Origin of the sequence: Paraburkholderia domus (assembly GCF_905220705.1) — a bacterium.
Lineage (GTDB): Bacteria > Pseudomonadota > Gammaproteobacteria > Burkholderiales > Burkholderiaceae > Paraburkholderia > Paraburkholderia domus.
The window spans coordinates 48,194-67,996 of sequence record NZ_CAJNAT010000028.1 but is presented as its reverse complement, the minus strand read 5'-3'; the positions used below and the strand labels follow the sequence as shown (position 1 = coordinate 67,996).

The window sequence follows — 19,803 nt, the reverse complement described above, 5'->3', positions numbered from 1 at the left end:
AGCTGACGAAGGAAACAGCTTCATTCAAAGCGCGACGATTAACTCCGTAGAGGCGAAGCGGACGAGCGACCTCAGACGCAATCACAACAGGTAATAACAATCTTCCTGAACGACGATTGGCGACCCCTTGCGGGACCGCCAATCGTCGGGTTCAAAACGGACCCGATCAGAAATGGAATTCAGCCATGGGGCGTAGTCGTTTTTCGACTCATGGGCCGCACTGCTGGCAAGTAGCTGATCAATCAAACACTGGACGAGTCCGTCTCAGTGTGGGCCGAATAGTATTGGATGGCGGGGTGTCTGCCTTTACACAAAAGTCAGATTCACTGGTATTTTTTGCAGTCACGAGCTTGCGGTGATCCGCGATTGCAGACGGATACGCGCAGCGATTGCAAGCGGGCATGGCGCGCCGAGATCAGCGCGGCCTACTTCGATTTTTGTGCCTGGTCGCGAGCGTTCGACCGGAACTGGCTCGGCGCTTCGCCGACTTCCTTGCGAAAGAAGCGCGTGAAGTATGCGGCGTCCGAGAAACCCAGCCCAAAGGCGATCTGTTCCACGGACATCTCGCCGAAAATCAGATTCCGTTTGGCCTCGGTGACGATGCGTGCATGGATCATCTTGGTGGGGCTCTGTCCCGTTGCCGACGCGCAGGCCGCACGCAGTTGTACCAAAGATACCGCCATCATCGACGCATACTCCCGCAGCGGCAGATTCTGGCGGTAATGCTGATCGATCAATTCACGAAACCGGTCAGCCAGCCGGATTTCGTTGCGGGTCGCGCCACCATTGTCGATCTGGTCAAGTTGGGTTCCGCGAACCAGCATCAGGAACAGCGACGTAAGCAGCGCTTCTGTGCCGACCACATGGCCGATGTTCTTGGATTCGAGCTCCTGCGCCAGTCTGGTGATCAGGCCGAAGAACTCCGTTGCTATGCCGGCAGTGGACGGCAGCGGGATCATGCGCGGGGCCGACCACAACTGGATGAACTCGTGGAGCCTGGCGTTGACTTGCGTCAGATAGGACACTTCGATCGTCACGACCCATCGGTCGGCGTCGATCTCGTAGTCGAGCCCATGAACGCACTCGGTGGGGAGTAGCAAAACGCATGGCCCCTCGAATGGCACACTGGACCCTTCGAGGTTCATCACGCCGCGGCCGCTGCGAACGAAGTTGACCTGGCCGTATTCAGGATGAGCGTGAGGTTCGGTTTTCCAGCGGCCGCGCTCCGTAACGTGACCGATATTGACAAACCATTTCTCTTCTTCAGGGCGCTCCACATACAAACGGACCTTCGGCACCGTTTTCAGCGTTACGTTGTTGTCGGGTTGGCGTTGATATTTTGTCATCGCACTGTGTGTCATAAAGTCTCCGTGGCGAAGATCAACGGGATCGCTCCGTGAAGACCGGTCATCGTTGTCCGGTCTTGATCAGGAGGATTTTCCGGCACTGTCCCCGTTAACCCTGGCTCAGCGGTCAGGCGGCGGCAAGTCGTTCCCGCAGTGTTGTGAGCGGCCGATAACGCAGATCAAAGAGCCATGGCCGTCGCCATTCCGGTTCTCGTCCGGTTTTGACCTGATACGCACCAAGCCCTGTTTCCGGGAAACGGGGAAGCCGAAGCCGATAGCATGACATATCTTGCGGCCCGCCTGCTGGACGGAGGGCAGACTTCGGCAATTTTTGCGGAATCCGCGCAAGGCGTTGGGCCGCAAGGTCTCGCGATCGGGCCCCGTCTGACGAGTTTTTTCGGGCTGCCTCGGCGATTGGACCAGGCCGTAGGTCCCTGGAATCTGCGTGCGGAGTCGGGACTTCGGCAGTCCTTGCTCGACCGAAAAAAATGCCAGTGAATCTACTTTTTGTGTAGGGACTAGCGATCTAGCATCAAATATTCTTACAAGCACAAGACAAAGTGTCTGGCGGCTGGGGGTTTCTTCTAGTCCTTGGCGAACCAGGTCACAAGGATAGGAGATCGGGCAGAAGCGTCCCATGAAACTTGCACTCGCCGAGTATCCGCGCACGTCGGCCAGCGTCGCCCGGTCTGTGTTCATCGCAGCCACACCATCTTTCGGCGCATCTCACCGGATGGCGCGAGGTATCGAAGCCGACGCTAACGACCCGCATTATCGTGCGCGCCGAAGGTGCGCCGTCCTTCGAATTACCGATCTGGGTTGGCGCTCGCGAACGTTGATCGTGGCCGCGTTCACGAGGACATCTTGCACTCGGACGATGCGCAGCGAGATTGCTAGTTTTCACGCGGATGAAGCTCGACGCTCCATTGCCGGATAAGCGCCAAATTGGGCAGACTCGGGGACAAGTAGTAACGGACGGAAACGTCGCGCGTCAACTGGGGCGACGATAGAGGCATAAGGCAGTCGATCACATTCAAATAAGGAAGCACTGGAGACATTCATGCTGAACTAAGAATTCTAAAAAAATAAACATTGATTCGGAGACTAGATGAAAAAGTTGATCGCTCTTGTGTCGGGCGTTGCATCGGTATGCGCTTTTAACGCTGCCCATGCGCAGTCGTCGGTCACACTCTACGGTGTCATTGACAATGGGGTCGAATATCAGAATGCGGGTAGCGGCGGGGCGGTCCGGGCGACATCGGGCGGACTCTTCGCAAGCCGATATGGCCTGAAGGGTAGTGAAGATATTGGCGGCGGACTTCACGTCAATTTCCAGTTGGAGCAGGGCTTCTCCGGCGCGACCGGTGCTGCTGCCAGTTCAACGGCAGCATTTAGCCGGCAGGCGTGGGTAGGGTTGTCGGGCGCGTTCGGTGAGACGCGCATCGGCTTGCAAAATACGCCGCAGTACATCTTCCTGAACCCCGAGCTCGACCCGCTGGCGGTGATGAGTCTGGGTTCGCCGATGAACAACTTCAACACCCTGACTGTTCGCGTCAATAACGCGATCTCGTACTTCACGCCGACGTTCTATGGCTTGACTGCCCAGTTCATGGTGGCGATGCGTGACACGACGACCAAGCCGACTAACGGGTTGCAGTTCTATAACGTGGCGGTCCGTTACGTCAACGGTCCTTTCCACCTCGCCGCGGGCTATGAGCAGGCGCAAAATGCGGCCGGAACATCGATGCTGAAAGTGCTCAACATCGGTTCTTCGGTAACCGTTGGCAACGCCCAGTTCTTTCTGGCGTACCACACGGAACGGCAGACCGACAACAGCGTGAAGCGTGACGTGTACGCGGCATCGACCTCCTACTCGTTCACTCCCGCCGACGATCTTTCGGTGATGTACGGTTATGCGTATGACCGGACGGGGCAGGGCAATAACGCGCAGCAAATCGGTCTGACTTACGAGCACCTGCTTTCGAAGAGGACCACGTTGTATGCGTCCGCTGGTTTTATCCAGAACCGGAATGACGCCCAATTCAGTCTTAACGGCACCAACTACCAGGGTCTCAAGGGTGCGCCGGGCGCCGACACCCGCGGCGTGACCGTGGGGATCGTGCATAAGTTCTGATGCCGGGGTGTGCGCCGATGTTGTGAGAACGGGAGCGGCGTGGGAGTAAATGGCAAATCCCGTTCCATGAGTTGGATTCCGCGGAGTCCGTTGTACTCGTATCCGTTGCGAACGCCGCGGCGGTGTCCACGACATATTGCTCTAACCTGTTGGGTCATTTCCGGTCAACGGCATCAGTCGCCATGACTAGAGACCCATGGTCTGGGCGGATCAGAGAGAGAACGCTTCCGTGTAAGACCGGAATTTCAGCGGCGGCCGCCGCCGAAATCGATTCGACCGGAAAGGAGACTTTATGACACACGGTGCGCTGGCAAAGTATCAACCCACGTCGGTTCTGAAAGCGAAGCGGACGACGGTTCCCAAGGTCCGGTTGTACGTTGAGCACCTTGAAACAAAGCACTGGTTTGTGCATGTCGGGCATGTCACCGATCGTGGCCGCTGGCGCACCGAGCCGCATGCGCATCCCGCTTACGGGCAGGTGATTTTCGTTCGTAGTGGCCGGGGCGTCATGAACCTGGAAGGTAGCAGCGTGCCATTCGAAGGCCCGTGTGCGTTGTTGCTGCCAACCGAGTGCGTTCATGGTCTCGACTACGAAGTCGATGTCGACCGTTGGGTCGTGACCATCGAGGTCGCCTATCTGACGCAGATCAACGCCAAGCTTCGCGAATTCATTTCGCTCTGGTCGTCAGCCCGCATGATTCCGCTTTCCTATTCTGCCGAGACAGGGCTGGAGTTTTATAACCTGATCAACCACCTCAAGCAGGAAGTCGAGTCAGAAGCGGTCGGCCATGTTGTAGGCACAGAAGCCCTGCTTACCAGCCTTCTGCTAATGCTGGTCCGCGAAACGCGTCTGGAGCGGGCCAGCAGCGAAGCCGCAGTCCGCAACGATATTCGCCAGGTAGACCGGTTCCGCAAGCTGATTGACGAACATTACCGCGAGAATCTGCCGCTGCAAGACTATGCGTCGATGATGGCGGTCTCTTTGGTTCAACTGCGCGCGGCATGCGCGTCGGCGTCTGAACAAAGTCCGACGAAGATGATTCACGCCCGCATCATCGCGGAGGCGAAGCGTCATCTTATTTTCGGCGATATGTCGGTCGAACAGATTGCGTTTTGGCTTGGCTTTGCCGACGCGGCGTACTTTACGCGTTTCTTCCGAAGGGAAGTGGGCGAGGCGCCGAGCCATTTTCGCGTCGCTGCGCGACACCAGTCGCATCGCAGGGTGCTATCGTAGTGAGTGAGCATGACTCAATGGCTCATGTTTACCGTTCTGCATGACGTTGCTCCGGAATACGGGGTTCAAGCTGGAGATGTACTTGAGCGCTTCGAAAAAATGCCAGTGAATCCGAATTTTGTACAGGGACGCATGCAGTCGAATTGAATACGCTTAACCGGACGTCTCCGCCTGACGGCGTAAAAACTACTGATCCTATTGATGGAGAAAACTCAGTGGCGAGTCGGGAACGGAATCATGGACGACTGCGGCGCTTGCGGTCCGTTAGTCCTCAGGGGCAGGTGGTAACCATTCCTCTCACATCCTAAGTGTCTCTACATTAATCGAATATGACCCGGTTGTTCCAGAGAAAATCCATGGCGCTGTTCGGCGCGATGGCGGCGCTTTCCACACTGGCCTTGTCGGCCTGCACGACCGACGCAACGACTGGCGCCGCATCGGCGGGATCTGCGCATGCGGACTTCGTCTACGTCGGCACGCTGCAAAGTCAGATCGACGCGCTGCGCCTCGATACGTCAACCGGCGACCTGACCACGATAGGTCCGGTTGCCCAAGGGTTGAAATCCACGTGGGTCACGGCGCACCCCGAGTTACCTGTCCTGTATGGTGTCGATGACGATGCCGCGAGGGAAGGCAGCATCACCGCCTATGCCGTGAATCGCGGAACGGGCACACTCAGTAAAATCAACGCGACGTTCACCGGTGGCCACGGAACCACGTTTTTGCGCTTCGACGTGCCATCGAATACCTTGCTCGGGGCGAATTACAACAGCGGGTCCGTATCAAGTGTCGCAGTCAATGCTGACGGCAGCGTGGGGCCGCTCGTGTCGACGATTGCCGAGACCGGCTCCGGGCCAGGCAAGCGTCAGGCGAGTGCGCACGCACACAGCGTTGCAATCGATCCATCCGGCCAGTACGCGCTTGTCCCTGACCTGGGTGCGGATCGCGTGTTCATTTACCATTTCGATCGGGCGACGCATGCGTTGTCAAAGATCGATGGCGCTTCTCATGAGTTCGTCGCGCCTGCGGGCACCGGTCCTCGTCATCTTCAGTTCGGTTCGAGCGGTAAGTTCGTCTATCTGTTGACCGAATTAAGCGCCCAGGTGATGGTCCTGCGTTGGGACGCCGCGCAAGGGTATTTGACGCTGGTGCAAACGCTGCCCATTTCCAGCCAGAATTTCCAGGGTGCGAAAAGCGGAGCTGAGATTGAACTCAGTCATGACGGCCGCTTCGTCTATGTCGAAGATCGCGGAGAAAATTCGCTAGTGGTCTATCGCGTCAGCCCCGATACGGGAGACCTCTCTTTTGTTCAACGTATCGCGTCGGGCGGCGACAAACCGTGGGGCTTTGGAATCGATCGGACAGGCAGGTGGTTGCTGGTCGCCAATCAACGTAGCGGCAAGGTAAGTGTGTTCAACATCGACACGACGTCCGGGTTGCTATCGGACACCGGTAAATCGGCTGCTATTTCGTCACCCACCAGCATTGCGTTCGTGAATTAAGTCGTTGTCCCAGGAGGGCGCTATTGCAATTTGAGAGTCGGTCGCGTCTGTCTTGCGCCTTCGCAATGTCAGGAATCTTTCGTAAAAAATATTGATGGAGACACGACACGGTTCCGATCAAGCCGCCGACCTGGTGGCGCGGCGTGTCGATATGGCCGGCGTCTGGCGCGCTGACCTTACTTGTGAGGGGGATGCATGAAACTGGTTCATCAACTTCCGCTGGCGTTGGGCGCCGCCTTGCTGGTCGCATCCGCGGCGGGACTGTTCGGCGTTTTCCAGATGAACGACGCTGCGAACGCGTACGGGCGGATTATCGCAGTGGATGGCGCGCAGGCTCGTCAGGTCTCCGATGCATTGATCGCGTTCAAGAACCAGGTGCAGAACGGCAAGGACGTCGTGCTGCGCGGCAAGAATCCCGAGCAACTCGACAAGTACTGGGGCGCCTTCGAGAAATACGAGCAGACGGTCCAGGCCGCCACTGAGAAGCTCGCGGTCGAGCTGCCCCCCGACGAAGCTCGCACGATGATCGAGCGATTCAATTTGCTCCACAAGAAAATGGCGCAGTCGTACCGCAAGGCGCTAGATCAGTTCAAGGCCTCGGGGTTTGATAGCGCCGTCGGGGACAAGGCAATGGATGGCCTTGACCGCGAGCCCGTGATCTTGCTGCGCGAGGCCGGCAGCAAGATCGTGCAGCGGGCCGCGGCGGCCGGTGCCGAGGCAAAGCGGCAACAGACACGCGCGATCATGGCGAGCTTCGCCGCCTTGACGCTGACCGTGCTGGCGGGCATCGTCGGCGGGGTGATGTTTTCGCGCTCGATCACGCACAACCTCGGCGGAGAACCCGACGACGCGCGCGAGGCGGCGCGCCTGATCGCGCTAGGCAAGCTCGACGTCGCTCTGCACGTGCGCCCCGGCGACACCGATAGCCTGATGGCGGCGATGAAGGAAATGACCGCCTCGCTCGCGAGGATCGTGGGGCAGGTGCGCAACAGCAGCGATTCGATCGCGACCGGCTCGGCGCAGATTGCGTCTGGCAATCTGGACCTCAGCCAGCGCACGGAAGAACAGGCAAGCGCGCTGCAGGAAACGGCGGCCTCGATGGAAGAACTCAGCGCCACCGTCAGGCGGAACGCGGAAAACGCCCGCGAAGCCAGCGACCTGGCCTCCGGCGCGTCGTCGATCGCCATACAGGGTGGCAACGTGGTGGGCCAGGTGGTCGAGACCATGAAGGGCATCAACGAGAGCTCGCGCAAGATTGCCGACATTATCGGCATCATTGACGGCATTGCAGCCCAGACCAATATTCTCGCGCTCAACGCGGCCGTCGAGGCGGCCCGCGCGGGTGAACAGGGGCGCGGGTTCGCGGTGGTCGCGACGGAGGTCCGCAGCCTCGCACAGCGCAGCAAGCAGGCCGCCAGAGAGATCCAGGCGCTGATTGCGGCCAGCGTCGAGCGGGTCGACCACGGTACGGCGCTTGTCGACGAAGCGGGCGTGACGATGACGCAGATCGTCGGCGCCGTGCAGCGCGTGACGGTCATCGTCGGCGAGATCAGCAGGGCCAGCGCGGAGCAGAGCACGGGCATCGAACAGGTGAGTGAAGCGGTCGGCCAGATGGATCAGACGACGCAGCAGAACGCCGCGCTGGTCGAGCAAAGCGCGGCGGCGGCCGAAAGCCTCAGGCAGCAAGCGACGCGTTTGGTCGACTCCGTCGCCCAGTTCCAGCTTTGACGAAAACCGCCGTCAATTGGCGCGGATGTCGTCGTTGAATCGGGGCGCCGGGTTCGGCAATGCGGGCGTGAATGAGATGGGCGAATCGGCGGGTGTCTCCGCCGCACAGCCAATCGCGCTCGAACGTGGCGACAGAGGGTTTACTTGTGAAAAGATCGCTGCCTTTGCGCTCGTTGCACTTGCTGCACCGACTCGTAGTTGTTGACCTTCGGTGCCCACTTCCGTTGCAGCAGCACTACCGTGCTAGTCACGCCCACCACCAGAAACACAAAAATCGCCATCATGGGCAGCGTGTAGTTGCCGCCCACGTGAAGCAGCCAGCCCGAGAGACTCGCCGAGACACCGCCCGCGAGGCTCGTCGCGACTTGCTGCAGGCCCGTGTTTAGACCAACAGCCTGTTTGGGGATCAGAGTCAATTTGACCAACGCCAGGTTGTTCGCCGTGACGAGACCCAGCAGCGACAGCGAAACCACATTCCATAACAAGGCTATTTGAGGCGAACGGGCATAGGCACCGAGCAAAACCGTCGTGCCACCGATGAACCCGGCCACAATGAATGACTTGCGCACCATCACGGCATCGTGGCCGCGTGCGATCAAACGGTCTGCCGCGAATCCGGCCAGCGCCGCCACAATTGCAATGCCCGCAAAACTGACAAAGGTGTAGAGCCCCGATTGCTTCAGCGAAAGGCCGCGCTGTTCGACCAGATAAGCCGGCATCCAGGTCATGCAGTAGAACGCGAAATAGCTGTAGCAGAAGTTGGTAATCAACCCGCCCCATACCACTGGACTCGTTAAAAGATTACTGAGCGGCACCGATGCCGCCCGTTGCTTCGCCGCGACAAGTTCGGTTTTGGACGGGAAATCGTTCCTGAGCATCAGCAACCACGGCATCAGCCAGATCAGCCCGACCAGGCCGGTGGCAATGAACATCACCTTCCAGGAAGCCGAGACGATCAGCCAGGCCGCAATCGGTGCGCCAAGCGCCGGCCCCATCTTGCCTCCGACTGAATAAATCCCGAGCGCCGTGCCTTTCTGGGATTCTTCGAAATTGTTGGCCAGGTAGCGATACGTGGCAGGAACGACCACCGCTTCGGCGGCGCCAATCAGGAGGCGCACGAGGATTAGCGCGGACAGCGTGCCAACCAGGCCGGTTGCCGCAGCTGCGAGACACCACAGCACAAAGCAGATCGAGTAAGGCCATTTCACGCCATAGCGATCGACGAGCCAGCCCATCGGCAGCTGGAGCATTCCGTAGGACCAGAAGACGGCTGCGCCAAGCCAGCCGCGCTGAACATGCGACAGCGCAAATTCACTCACAAAATGACGATCCGCTAGCGCTGCGGACATGCTCGTGCGGTCCACAAAGGAGATCATCAACCCGAGCGCAAGCAGCACGAGAATGCCCCAGCGATTTTCGGGGCGTGCCCCTTTCGGTCGAGTTGTCTCCATCAATTCGTCTCCAGTCTATTTTTTAATAGTGACTTGAACGGAGTCAAAAACTGCACACCGCAACCATGTGCATGAAAGTGACCATCTGTAACCTGGATCGCGGTTGACGACGGCCACTTTCACAAGATCAACCGGTCAGAAGTGGATTTCGGCTACGAACATCGGGCAGGAGGTCTGGGTTGTGCCGGGTTGCTCGGAGGATGGCGTGCCGTACATGTTGTGCCAGTATTCGTAGCCGATACCTGCGTATGCGGTACGAGGATGACCGGCGAATGATCCGACATCGGCCAACAGCGACACTCGGGTCAGGAATTCCGTGGTGGTGTTGACCCCGAAGCCGTCTTTGCCCTTTGGTCCAGTCAGGCTGGCAAAGCCCTTGAAGACCAGGGGAACCGGGCCCAGACGGAACGGATACAGCCAGGAACTCTCGAGGTGCACGGCCGGATTGAAGTGCACCTCCACGTTGGTGATGCCGTCGTGGTTGCTTTCCGTGCGAACGCCGAGCGTGACGTTCCAGAAGCCGTGCGGTACAGAAAACTCGATGGTGGGTCCGAGCACGACCATGCGAGCCCGTTCAGCATAGGCATCGTTCTTGGTGCCGAATTCATAGCCGACGGTCAGGCCGAAGTCCCGGATGAAGCCATAGGAGAACGGTCTGCCAAAAATCTTGCTTGCGCTGAACTCGACGCGGCCGACGCTGTAGACCTCCTGCGCGCCGCCGGAACCCGGCGTCGGGTAGCCGTATTGATTGGTCGGTCCCGCTTCGGGATTCGCCATGCTGGAGACCAGGTAGTCCACGTTGAACGCGTAGCTGCCGTACCGGAAGCCGCCCGTGGTCGTCAGAAAGCCGATGTTCTGCGTGATCTTGGCCGGTGCGCCGGATTGGGTTCGCACACCGGGATAGTAGAAGTCGGTACCCACGCGATAGCCGATATACGTGTCATTCCACGAGGACGGTGGGGCGAATAGCTCCGGCGGCGGTAAAACCGGCGCATTGAGTGTGCTGGCTTGGGACAGCGTCACGGGTGCCGCGCCCAAATCCGACGTGGCTGCGGGGGCGGTGATGTCCGTCTGAGCAAGCTGCAGTGTCGGTGCATCTCCTCCTGAGGCCAGCGGCGCATCTCCTGCATGCGCCAGACCCGTGAGGCAACCGAAAAGAGCGATACCTAGCAGTGGTACGCGGACGGCGTTAGATTTTTTCATGTCTCCTTCCATACTTTGTTGATATGCAAGACGCGGTCGTTCAACGACCATCGATTTTTGTACCGTCGATAACAGGTTGCGGACGTCAACACGATGAAGCCTGTCGCGGTGTGATGGAATGTATGCGATGCCCGCGCGAATGCCTTTACACAAAATTGAGATTCGCTGGCACTTTTTAATCGGTGAGGTGCCAGGGTAAGTACCGCGTCGCGGATGATCCGGACGTAGCTAGGCGGCGTCTCTGCCGTGGCGTCAGAACTTGTGTACCAGGCCGACCCCGATGCCGCGGTTGTTGGTACCGGGAGTGACCGCAAGGCCTGAATACGCCGTACCGGAGAGCGTGTATGCCGCCTGGTTCCTGTTCTGAATGAAACCGGTCGCTGTATAGAGCTCGGTCGATTTGGACAGGGAGTACTCGAAAAGCAGGCCCAATTCCTGTGCATTGTTGCCCTTCCCTGTGCGGTCGTGCAGGTACCCGTACATCACCGAAAGTAGCGCGAAGGGGTTGATCTGATACGAGTCCGATATCTGGTAGACGTCGTGCTGCATGTATTTCGGCGTATTGGTCAGGTTCTCCGTGTGAAAGGCCAGCCAGATGCGGTTGGCCCCGATCGCATACGAAGCACCCGCGTTAAACACGCTCAGTACAGCGCCAGGCCCCGCGGCAGCACCGCCCGCGAGCGTATAGCTCCCACCTGCTCCGACGCCTGGTTCGTCTCCTCGTTCGTAGCCGGCCGCCACATTCAACGGCCCGTTGACGTACTGGAGGACAACGTTGTAAAAGCCGATGCCGCTGCCCGTCGAGTTGGATCCATCGCGCAATGCGACCATGAACTTCGCATTCAGCCCGCCAAACGTGGGGGTGTAATACGAAATGCCATTGTTCGCGCGGATGATAAGGGCATTGAAATTATTCATGGGCGACGCAATGCTCTTCACCCACGACGGATCCATTGCCGCCTGGAGCACGTCGTATTGCGGCGAGTTTTGCAAGCCGAAGCGGACTTCACCAAAGCCGCCGGACAGGCCGACAAACGCTAGACGATTAAAGGCATCAGCCGGGTTTGTCGCTGCACCCGTCTGACCGGAGAAGGCTTGCTCCAACTGGAAATTGACGTGCAGGCCGCCGCCGATATCCTCGCTTCCCTTGAAGCCGTAGCGTGTCGAGAAGAGTCCGCCGGGTACCGCGCGGATTGCCGAATTGTTGCCGCCCGAACTCTGATAGACGAAGCCATTGTCGAGCACGCCATAGAGTGTGACATTCGACTGCGCGAACACGGAAGTGGCGGACGCGCAGGACAAGACTGCGCCGGATGCAAGAGTGATAAACCTTTTCATGCGGGATCTCCGTTTCTATTAACACCGGAATGCCGGTGTGAATAGAAAATTATTGTGTTCGTATAACTAATATAAATGTCATGAAGTGGAGCTATTGGGCGTGCCGATACGCCCGGATATGCGACGGTCTTACGGATGGAGAGTCGGTTCGTGGCGGCCCATCAGGTCGTTGTTTGTCTGCGCGGAGGCCGGTAACGGTAGGGTAAGCCGACGGCCTGAAGTAGTTTCGCTGGTCAATCTGATCTCCGTTGATTGATTGTATTTTTTGCGTGCTCGATGTCGATTCCCGCGAAACGCGTACCGAACATCAGCCGGCGAAGATTAATTGCGCGGATGACGATGCGTCCATGTATAAAACTTAGATTGGATGGTATTTTTCTACTGTCCGGCGCGCGATCCAGGTGCAGGCTGTAGCGCCCGAACCGGCGAATGTTGTGCGTCGGATACGGGCTCAGGAATTCGATGTCCTCAGGCCGGATTTTCTTATGATTGAGCTCCTCACAAAAGCCGATCCCGATAGCCGCCAGGAGTCCCATCGTGAAGCTTTATGTGCAGTGGTCCACATCGAGAACGCCAGAGGGCTAGTGCCTCGTGCACCGGGCGTATGCCCCCAAGACCCGGAGGCTGGGGACTGGCTGAACGCGCCCAGAATGGGGCTTGACTTAGCTGGGCATCTCCACCGCTTCAGCAGGCCAGCTGCACGCCGCAGAGGATTTTCGGGGAAGAGGAATGGTCTCCTCTTCCTGCGAGCGAAGTGAAAATTTTTTGGCGCGACGGCAAGCCGGCGCCAGTATAAGTAGCAACACTACGATATAGCGCTGCAAAAATTTGGTATTTTTACTCTGCAAACCAGAAAGAGACACCCCGATCTAACGAGCGTGCGCCTGAAATCTCCAGATTATTGGGTTTTAAAGGGTTGATTTGCATCATCTAGGTAAAACCCCTTGGTTGAGAAGGCTTGGTTTTATGCGTAGTATTGCTACGTCGCCGCAAGCAACGCTATCGCGCCAACCGCTTTTGCCGGCGACCCGCACTGAGCGCCGCATTCATAACCAGGAGCAGGAGACACTCGACATGAACAAGAATGCACGCATTGCTACGCGAAGGCAGTTTCTGGCCACAGCGGCCGCGACAGCCGGCGCGCTGGCGCTGCCGAACTGGGCGACCGCCCAGGACCGGCCTTTCGTGCCCTTCAGCAACAAGAGTCTCGACTATTACTTCTTCGCGACCGAACAGGAAGCCGTCAAGCGGGCAGTCGAGGCGAAAGGATGGACGTTTCAGTCCGTCAACGCCAACTTCAGTACAACTACGCAGCTTGAGCAGTGGCAGAGCCTGTTGCTGAAAAATCCCGCCGCGATCATCGCGGATCCGATCGACAGTCAGGCAATCGTCAGCGCGATCCGGAAGTACAACATGAAGAAGATTCCGGTCGGCATCATCGATACGCCGTCTCAAGGCGGCGACGTCGCGATCACGGTGGATTTCGATAACTACCAGGGTGGCGTGATGGCGGCGAACACGATTATCGCCGCGCTGAAGAAGAAGTACGGTACCCCGAAGGGCACGGTGCTGAACTGCTATGGCGCGTTGCAATCGGTGGCGTGGCGACTGCGCAAGGAAGGGATGGACGCGACGTTCAAGCAGTATCCGCAGATCAAGGTCATCAGCCGGCCGACCGAGGGCTTGCTGAAGAACATGCTGTCGGAAACGCTGTCGACACTGTCCGAGTACCCGGATCTCGATGCGGTGCATGCGCCGAGCGATTCGCCGGCCCGCGGCATCGCGACTGCCCTGCAGCAAAAGGGCAAATGGAAGAAGGTCGGTGAACAGGGGCACGTGATCTTCGTGACGATCGACGGCGAGCCTGCTGCGATCCAATGGATCGGCGATGGTTATATGGATGCCGTCGTGTCCCAGGATCCGATCGCGTATGGGCAGATCACGGTCGATATGCTCGACCGTTACGCAATGAAGGGCAAATCGGTGCCGCTCGGTCCGTATGAGAACAATCAGTATTTCTGGGAGAGGGGGCAGATTACCAAATCCGATTCCGGCCCCAGCCTCGTCATTCCGCCGTACATCATCGATCAGAGTTCCGTACACGACAAACGTCACTGGGGGAACATCGCGTACAACGAATGGGGCTTGCGCTACAACTGATCGGCCGACAGGTCTCGATAGTACACGCCAGGCATGCGTGCAACCGACACAGCGCATCGTCGGTTGCATGCCAGATTCGGATCAGGAAGCAAACCATGACGCAAGCATCGACCGACTACATTCTGAGAACGCAGGAAGTCGTCAAACGTTACAAGGCCTTGGTCGCCCTCGATCACGTTTCCGTGCATATCCGCCGAGGGACGATCCACGGACTCCTGGGTGAAAACGGCGCCGGCAAATCGACCCTCGTTAGCCTGATCTCGGGTCTCATCTCTCCGACCGAGGGCAAGATTTTTCTTGATGGCGAGGAAGTCCAGGGCAGCGACGTGAAGGAGATGGAAGCGCGTGGCGTCTTCCTGGTCACGCAGGAACCGATGATCGTCGAGCAGATGACCGTCGCGGACAATCTGATGCTCGGGCATTGGCCCGTCAAGCGCGGTTTTCCGGGCGTGGTCGACCAGCGTGCGCTGCACGACGAGGCGGTGCGGGCGCTGGCCGACACAGGACTCGATCCCGGGATGCTTGCCGGCCGGCTCTCGGCCGTGGAAAAGCGCAAGCTCAATATCCTTCGCGCGTTGTTCAGCGGCGGAAAACTGCTGATCCTCGATGAGCCGACTGCTGCGCTCACGCTTGCCGACCGCGATCACATGTTCGATTTCATGCGCGAACTGAAAGCGACCGGCGTGAGTTTCGTGTTCATTTCGCATTACAACGAGGAGATCCTCAATATCTGTGACGGCGTCTCGGTGTTGCGAAACGGCCGACTTGCCGGCGAGATGGACACGCTCGAGTCGATCGATTCCGATGCGTTGTCCCAACGCGTGATCGGGCGGGACGTGCCGCTGTTTCATCGACAGAACCCCGGGAAGAAGACGGGCTCGGGATGGCGGATAGACGGACTGCGAGCGCCTGGCGTCGAGATTGATCATTTCGATATCGCACCCGGCGAAATCGTTGGCTTTGCCGGACTGCCGGGTTCCGGGGCCAAGGAGTTCGCCAAGGTGCTGTTTGGCCTCAATCGCGCCTCTGCCGGGTCGTTCAGCCATGCCGGCAAGCCGATCGCGCTTCCCGATCACCCTCAGAGCGCGTTTACCGCGGGCATCGCTTACCTGTCCGACGATCGGCGTCGCGATGGTTTCGTCGGCCTGCAAAGCATCGGCAACAACATTTCGATGTCGAGTCTCGGCGAATTGTCGGTGGCCGGTATCGTCGATAAAACCCACGAGCGGCGGATGGTCGATCACTACTTTGACACGCTGCGAGTCAAGGCCGCTACGTCGGAAATCGCTGTCGGTACATTGAGTGGCGGAAATGCGCAGAAGGTCGTTTTGTCCCGTTTGCTCGCCACCAAGCCGCGGCTACTGATTCTTGACGAGCCGACGCGTGGCATCGACGTTGGCGTGAAGGAAGAGATTCATCAACTCGTCGATTCGCTGACCAGCGAGGGATTGAGCGTGATCGTCATTACCAGCGATCTCGACGAATTGGTACGGCTTGTCGACCGCGTATGCGTTTTTGTCGGAGGCCGCGTGCAAAACGAATACGTGGGTGCGGAACTCGACAAGGACGTCATCCTCGAAGCCGCGTTCGGCACCGCGACGGTCTAATTACATACTGGAGACGGCAACATGCAAAGTCACAACAATTCTCCTGCTGGCACGGCCGCCGCGAGCAGCGCGGCAACGGCCCCAGCTGCTACCCGACGGTCGTCCCGGCAGTCCACCGGCCAATGGCTGTTCCAGAACGTCGTCTGGATCTGGCTCGCCGCGCTGATCATTATTTTTGGCGTGCTCAACCCGTTCTTCTTCACGGTGTCGAATTTCCAGAATGTCATCCTGCAATCCACCGTGCTGGGGCTGCTAGCGCTCGCCGTGTCGCTGCCGCTGATGGTTGCCGAGATCGATTTGTCGATCGCGAGCAACATGGGATTTTCCGCAGCCGTGGGCGCATTGCTGTCGACCCGCTTTGGGGTGCCGGCGATGGTTGGTGTGCCGGTCGGCATTCTGGTGGCTACCGCGATCGGTTTCATCAACGGGCTGTGCGTGACGCGGTTGAGGATGGTGTCGCTGATCGAGACGCTCGCGATGATGATTTTCCTGCAGGGTGCCTTGCTCGCGACCACACAAGGAAACACGATCTCGGACATGTCGGACGGTTATATCTGGATCGGGCAGTACACGATCGATAACTGGCCGGTAATGCCGATCGTGTTCGTGATTGCTCTCATCGGGATGGCGTTCCTGCTGCGTCGTACCGTGCTGGGTCGCAAGCTCTATGCAACAGGCGGCAACGTGCTCGCCGCGAATTCCGCAGGTATTCGGGTCAATCGGGTCAAGATTATTGCATTCACGCTTTCCGGCCTGCTGTCCGGCATAGCGGGTTATCTGCTAGCGGCGTGGCAGATGGCCATCACGTCCGATCAGGGCGAGGGGTTTCAACTCTATGCGATCGCAGCGCCGATCATCGGTGGAGTCAGCGTGTTCGGTGGCCGTGGGAGCACGGCGGGCATCCTGGGTGGCGTACTGTTGCTAACCGTCATTCACGTCGGTCTTGCGATTACGTCGGTTCCTTCGTTCTACGTGCAGATGATCGGCGGCATCCTGATTTTTGTCGCGGTTGCGGTCGATGCTGTGCGCGTGAAGTTCGCGAGTCGCTGAGCCTGACGTTACTGGGTACTTTTTGGAATAACCGATATGACAGTCATCAGGGAATGTACGCAATATATCGACGGCCAGATGTCGAACGACGGCGTCGTTGAGTGGATCGACGTAATCAATCCCGCCACCGGCCAAGTGGTGGCACGCGCGCCCGAAGCAGGGGCCGTAGTCGTCGATCGGGCAGTCGAAGCGGCGCGACGCGCATGGCCGGGCTGGCGTCGGACGAATCCGTTCAAGCGGGCACAAGTGCTGCATCGGATTGCGGACGAAATCGACAATGATGAGCGGACGATTGCGACGACCATCACGGAAGAAATGGGTAAGCCGTTCGACGAAGCGCTCGGTGAAGTGCGCAAGCTCGCGAAGGCGTTCCATTACTACGCGGAAGAAGCCGTGCGTGTATTCGGCGCAACGATTCCGAATGAGGAGGACGGTTTCACGAGCATCATCGAGCGTGAGCCGGTCGGCGTCGTGGCGGCGATCGCGCCCTGGAACTATCCGGTCGAGCTGATCGGCTGGAAGCTTGCGGCTGCGCTCGCCGCTGGATGCACGATCGTCGTGAAGCCGTCGGAATACACACCATCGTCTGCGGTCGCGCTGTTCCGTTGTGTGCATGCGGCAGGCGTGCCCGCTGGCGTGGCGAATCTCGTGACCGGCGCTCGTCAGACCGGGAAGCAACTGGTCGGGCACCCGGACGTCGACAAAGTCGCCTTCACGGGCTCGGGAGCGGCGGGCGAAGACATCTACCGAACGGTGTCGGGTATCACGCCGTTCTCGCTGGAGCTCGGCGGCAACTGTCCGATCGTCGTGACGAAGCATGCGAATATCGAGAAGGCCGTGGCGGGTACATTGCGCCGCGGATTTCGCAATGCCGGGCAGATCTGTATCGCGATCAATCGCGCGTACGTCCATGAATCCGTGTACGCGGCGTTTGTCGACATGCTGGCAGCGCGCGCGGCGACGCTGGTCGTCGCCGACGGTCTCATCGACGAGCAGGCCGACGTGGGGCCGATGGCTACGCGTGCTGGCGTGGATAAAGTGGAGCGTCACGTGGCCGACGCGCGGAAACAAGGCGCGCGCGTGCTGTGTGGCGGCAGTCGCACCGGCGATTCAAAGGGCCTGTTCTATGCGCCTACCGTGCTTGCGGACTGTCCGCAGCAGATGCTGGTGATGCACGAAGAGACGTTCGGTCCAGTTGTTGGCGTAGCACCGTTCGCGAGGCTCGACGAAGCGATCGAACTGGCTAATGGGACACCCGCTGGGCTCGCGGCCTACGCGTATACGGAGGATCTGCGCGAGACGTTCGAGATCGGACGCGGGCTCGAATTCGGCAGCGTGGCGATCAACAACGTTGACGCGGGGATCATGAACGCACCGTATGGCGGTCGCAAGCAGAGCGGCATTGGATACGAGCACGGGCACGAAGGTCTTGAAGGCTATCTGCATCTGAAACACCTGCGCGTGCATCACGGCGCGTGAACGGAGTCGTCATGGACAGCTGGTTGCTGGGAATCGATATTGGCACGTCGGCCTGCAAGGCGATTGCGGTGGACAGGCAGGGCAACGTGACGGCGAAGGCGCTGGTCGGTTACCCGGTGGTGTCGCTGCAACCGGGTTGGGCCGAACAGGATCCTGCGCACTGGTGGGACGCCGCTCAGCGTGCGGTCGAGCAGGTGCTGGCCGCATTGCCGGACCGGCGCGCGATCGAAGGGATCGGCCTGAGTGGGCAGATGCATGGCCTGACGCCGCTCGACGGGAACGGTGCGGTGTTGCGGCCGGCGATTCTCTGGTGCGACCAGCGCGCTGCGCCGCAGTGCGACGACATCACCGCGCGGGCCGGTGGCCTCGAAGGTTTGCTGCAACTCGTGCAGAACCGCATGTTGCCCGGCTTCACGGCCGGCAAACTGCTGTGGATGCGTGAGCACGAGCCCGCACTATTCGCGCGGATGCGCCACATGCTGAACCCGAAAGACTATCTGCGCTATCGCCTGACGGGTGAATTCGTGACGGACGTGTCCGACGCGTCGGGCACGGGGCTGTTCGACGTGCGCAACCGCACATGGTCGGCGCCACTGCTGTCGTTGCTCGATCTGCCGCCCAGTCTGCTGCCGGATGTCGTCGAGTCGTCGGAACGGACGGGAACGCTGTTGCCCGAGCTGGCCGAGCGGTGGGGCGTGCCGGCGTATACGCCGGTTTTCGGCGGCGGCGGCGACTCGGTCATCCAGACGACGTCGATGGGCGTGATTGATCGCGGCACCCTCGGTGTGACGCTCGGGACAGCGGGCATAGTCGCGGCAGGCGGCCGCGAATGCCCGGTTCCCGACGGCAGCCTGCAGATTTCCTGCGGTAACGCGCCGGGACGATGGCACGTGATGGGCGTGACGCTGAGTGCGGGCGGTGCATTTGAATGGCTGCGCAACGCACTCGTGCAGTTTGATCGCGAACGCACGCTGCCCAGCTACGCTGCGCTCGTCGAGCTTGCCCGCAGCACCGAGCCGGGCGCCGCGGGGCTGCTGTTCCTGCCTTACCTGTTGGGCGAGCGGTGCCCGCACATCAGCGCGAACGGACGTGGCGCGTGGATCGGTCTCACGACGCTGCACACGGGCGCGCATCTCGTGCGCAGCACGATGGAAGGTGTGTTGCTGAACCTGCGAAGCATCGCGTCGTTGTGCGCGACAGCGGGGCTTGGCGGACGTGAGTTGCGCGTATCGGGCGGAGCGACCAGCGAGCCTTTCTGGCTGCAGCTTCTGGCCGATGTACAGCAATGCGAAGTGAGCACGGTCACCGGTTCCGCCGAAGGGGGCGCCCATGGAGCTGTCCTGGCGGCGGGTGTGGGCAGCGGACGCTGGGCCTCGCTTGACGAAGCCGTCGGTTGCCTGCGTATCGTGAGCCGCCATCAGCCCGACCGCTCACTCGGCCCGCTCTACGATGCGAGGTTCGCGACGTTTCGCGGCCTTTACGACACGCTACGGCAGATTTTCGAGCAGATCGCCCTCGAGCCGCCTGTCACGCCGCCGCGACGCGACAGCAAAGCGTCCCGTCCTGTCTGA

At 59.5% G+C, this 19,803-nt stretch carries 15 protein-coding genes; 9 read left to right on the top strand and 6 right to left on the bottom strand.

The window, feature by feature from the left end:
- Positions 1 to 425: 425 nt before the first annotated feature.
- Positions 426 to 1,361: a helix-turn-helix domain-containing protein gene (locus KHO31_RS31545; protein ID WP_201082038.1), complete on the bottom strand. Its 936-nt coding sequence runs from the start codon at positions 1,359 to 1,361 to the stop codon at positions 426 to 428.
- A 1,093-nt stretch (positions 1,362 to 2,454) separates the two neighbouring features.
- Between KHO31_RS31545 and KHO31_RS31540 the strand changes: the two genes are divergently transcribed.
- Positions 2,455 to 3,480, top strand: coding sequence for a porin (locus KHO31_RS31540; RefSeq protein ID WP_201082039.1), 1,026 nt, complete (start codon positions 2,455 to 2,457; stop codon positions 3,478 to 3,480).
- A 154-nt stretch (positions 3,481 to 3,634) separates the two neighbouring features.
- Here KHO31_RS31540 and KHO31_RS39555 read toward each other — a convergent pair whose 3' ends face one another.
- Positions 3,635 to 4,060 (bottom strand): hypothetical protein, encoded by a 426-nt coding sequence (locus tag KHO31_RS39555; RefSeq protein ID WP_236071589.1) that lies wholly within the window; start codon positions 4,058 to 4,060, stop codon positions 3,635 to 3,637.
- A 36-nt stretch (positions 4,061 to 4,096) separates the two neighbouring features.
- Here KHO31_RS39555 and KHO31_RS31535 point away from each other — a divergent pair, with 36 nt between their 5' ends.
- From KHO31_RS31535 to KHO31_RS39910, 3 genes are all read left to right on the top strand, one after another.
- Positions 4,097 to 4,714, top strand: coding sequence for a helix-turn-helix domain-containing protein (locus KHO31_RS31535; protein ID WP_236071586.1), 618 nt, complete (start codon positions 4,097 to 4,099; stop codon positions 4,712 to 4,714).
- 356 nt (positions 4,715 to 5,070) lie between these two features.
- Positions 5,071 to 6,216, top strand: coding sequence for a lactonase family protein (locus KHO31_RS31530; RefSeq protein WP_236071583.1), 1,146 nt, complete (start codon positions 5,071 to 5,073; stop codon positions 6,214 to 6,216).
- Positions 6,217 to 6,534: 318 nt separating this feature from the next.
- The gene (locus KHO31_RS39910; protein ID WP_328822627.1) at positions 6,535 to 7,944 is read left to right on the top strand and encodes a methyl-accepting chemotaxis protein; all 1,410 of its coding nucleotides are present in this window, start codon (positions 6,535 to 6,537) and stop codon (positions 7,942 to 7,944) included.
- A gap of 140 nt (positions 7,945 to 8,084) precedes the next feature.
- Here the strand turns inward: KHO31_RS39910 and KHO31_RS31520 are convergent, their stop codons facing one another.
- The 4 genes from KHO31_RS31520 to KHO31_RS31505 all read right to left on the bottom strand — a co-directional run bounded on the left by KHO31_RS31520 (position 8,085) and on the right by KHO31_RS31505 (position 12,472).
- A complete protein-coding gene (locus tag KHO31_RS31520) occupies positions 8,085 to 9,395 on the bottom strand; it encodes an MFS transporter (protein ID WP_201082041.1) in 1,311 nt (436 codons plus the stop codon).
- A 135-nt stretch (positions 9,396 to 9,530) separates the two neighbouring features.
- Positions 9,531 to 10,598: a hypothetical protein gene (locus KHO31_RS31515; RefSeq protein WP_236071581.1), complete on the bottom strand. Its 1,068-nt coding sequence runs from the start codon at positions 10,596 to 10,598 to the stop codon at positions 9,531 to 9,533.
- A gap of 252 nt (positions 10,599 to 10,850) precedes the next feature.
- A complete protein-coding gene (locus KHO31_RS31510; protein WP_201082043.1) occupies positions 10,851 to 11,936 on the bottom strand; it encodes a porin in 1,086 nt (361 codons plus the stop codon).
- A gap of 233 nt (positions 11,937 to 12,169) precedes the next feature.
- The gene (locus KHO31_RS31505) at positions 12,170 to 12,472 is read right to left on the bottom strand and encodes a hypothetical protein (RefSeq protein WP_201082044.1); all 303 of its coding nucleotides are present in this window, start codon (positions 12,470 to 12,472) and stop codon (positions 12,170 to 12,172) included.
- Between the two features lie 538 nt (positions 12,473 to 13,010).
- Here KHO31_RS31505 and KHO31_RS31500 point away from each other — a divergent pair.
- The 5 genes from KHO31_RS31500 to xylB all read left to right on the top strand — a co-directional run bounded on the left by KHO31_RS31500 (position 13,011) and on the right by xylB (position 19,803).
- On the top strand, positions 13,011 to 14,096 hold the full coding sequence (locus KHO31_RS31500; RefSeq protein WP_201082046.1) for a sugar ABC transporter substrate-binding protein: 1,086 nt from the start codon (positions 13,011 to 13,013) through the stop codon (positions 14,094 to 14,096).
- A 95-nt stretch (positions 14,097 to 14,191) separates the two neighbouring features.
- Entirely contained in the window at positions 14,192 to 15,703 is a 1,512-nt protein-coding gene (locus KHO31_RS31495; RefSeq protein WP_201082048.1) for a sugar ABC transporter ATP-binding protein, read from the top strand.
- A 21-nt stretch (positions 15,704 to 15,724) separates the two neighbouring features.
- Positions 15,725 to 16,753 carry an ABC transporter permease gene (locus KHO31_RS31490; RefSeq protein WP_211625026.1) on the top strand — a complete coding sequence of 343 codons (1,029 nt, stop codon included), beginning with the start codon at positions 15,725 to 15,727 and terminating at the stop codon, positions 16,751 to 16,753.
- A gap of 36 nt (positions 16,754 to 16,789) precedes the next feature.
- Positions 16,790 to 18,232: an aldehyde dehydrogenase family protein gene (locus tag KHO31_RS31485; RefSeq protein ID WP_201082052.1), complete on the top strand. Its 1,443-nt coding sequence runs from the start codon at positions 16,790 to 16,792 to the stop codon at positions 18,230 to 18,232.
- Positions 18,233 to 18,243: 11 nt separating this feature from the next.
- The gene (xylB, locus tag KHO31_RS31480; protein WP_211625024.1) at positions 18,244 to 19,803 is read left to right on the top strand and encodes a xylulokinase; all 1,560 of its coding nucleotides are present in this window, start codon (positions 18,244 to 18,246) and stop codon (positions 19,801 to 19,803) included.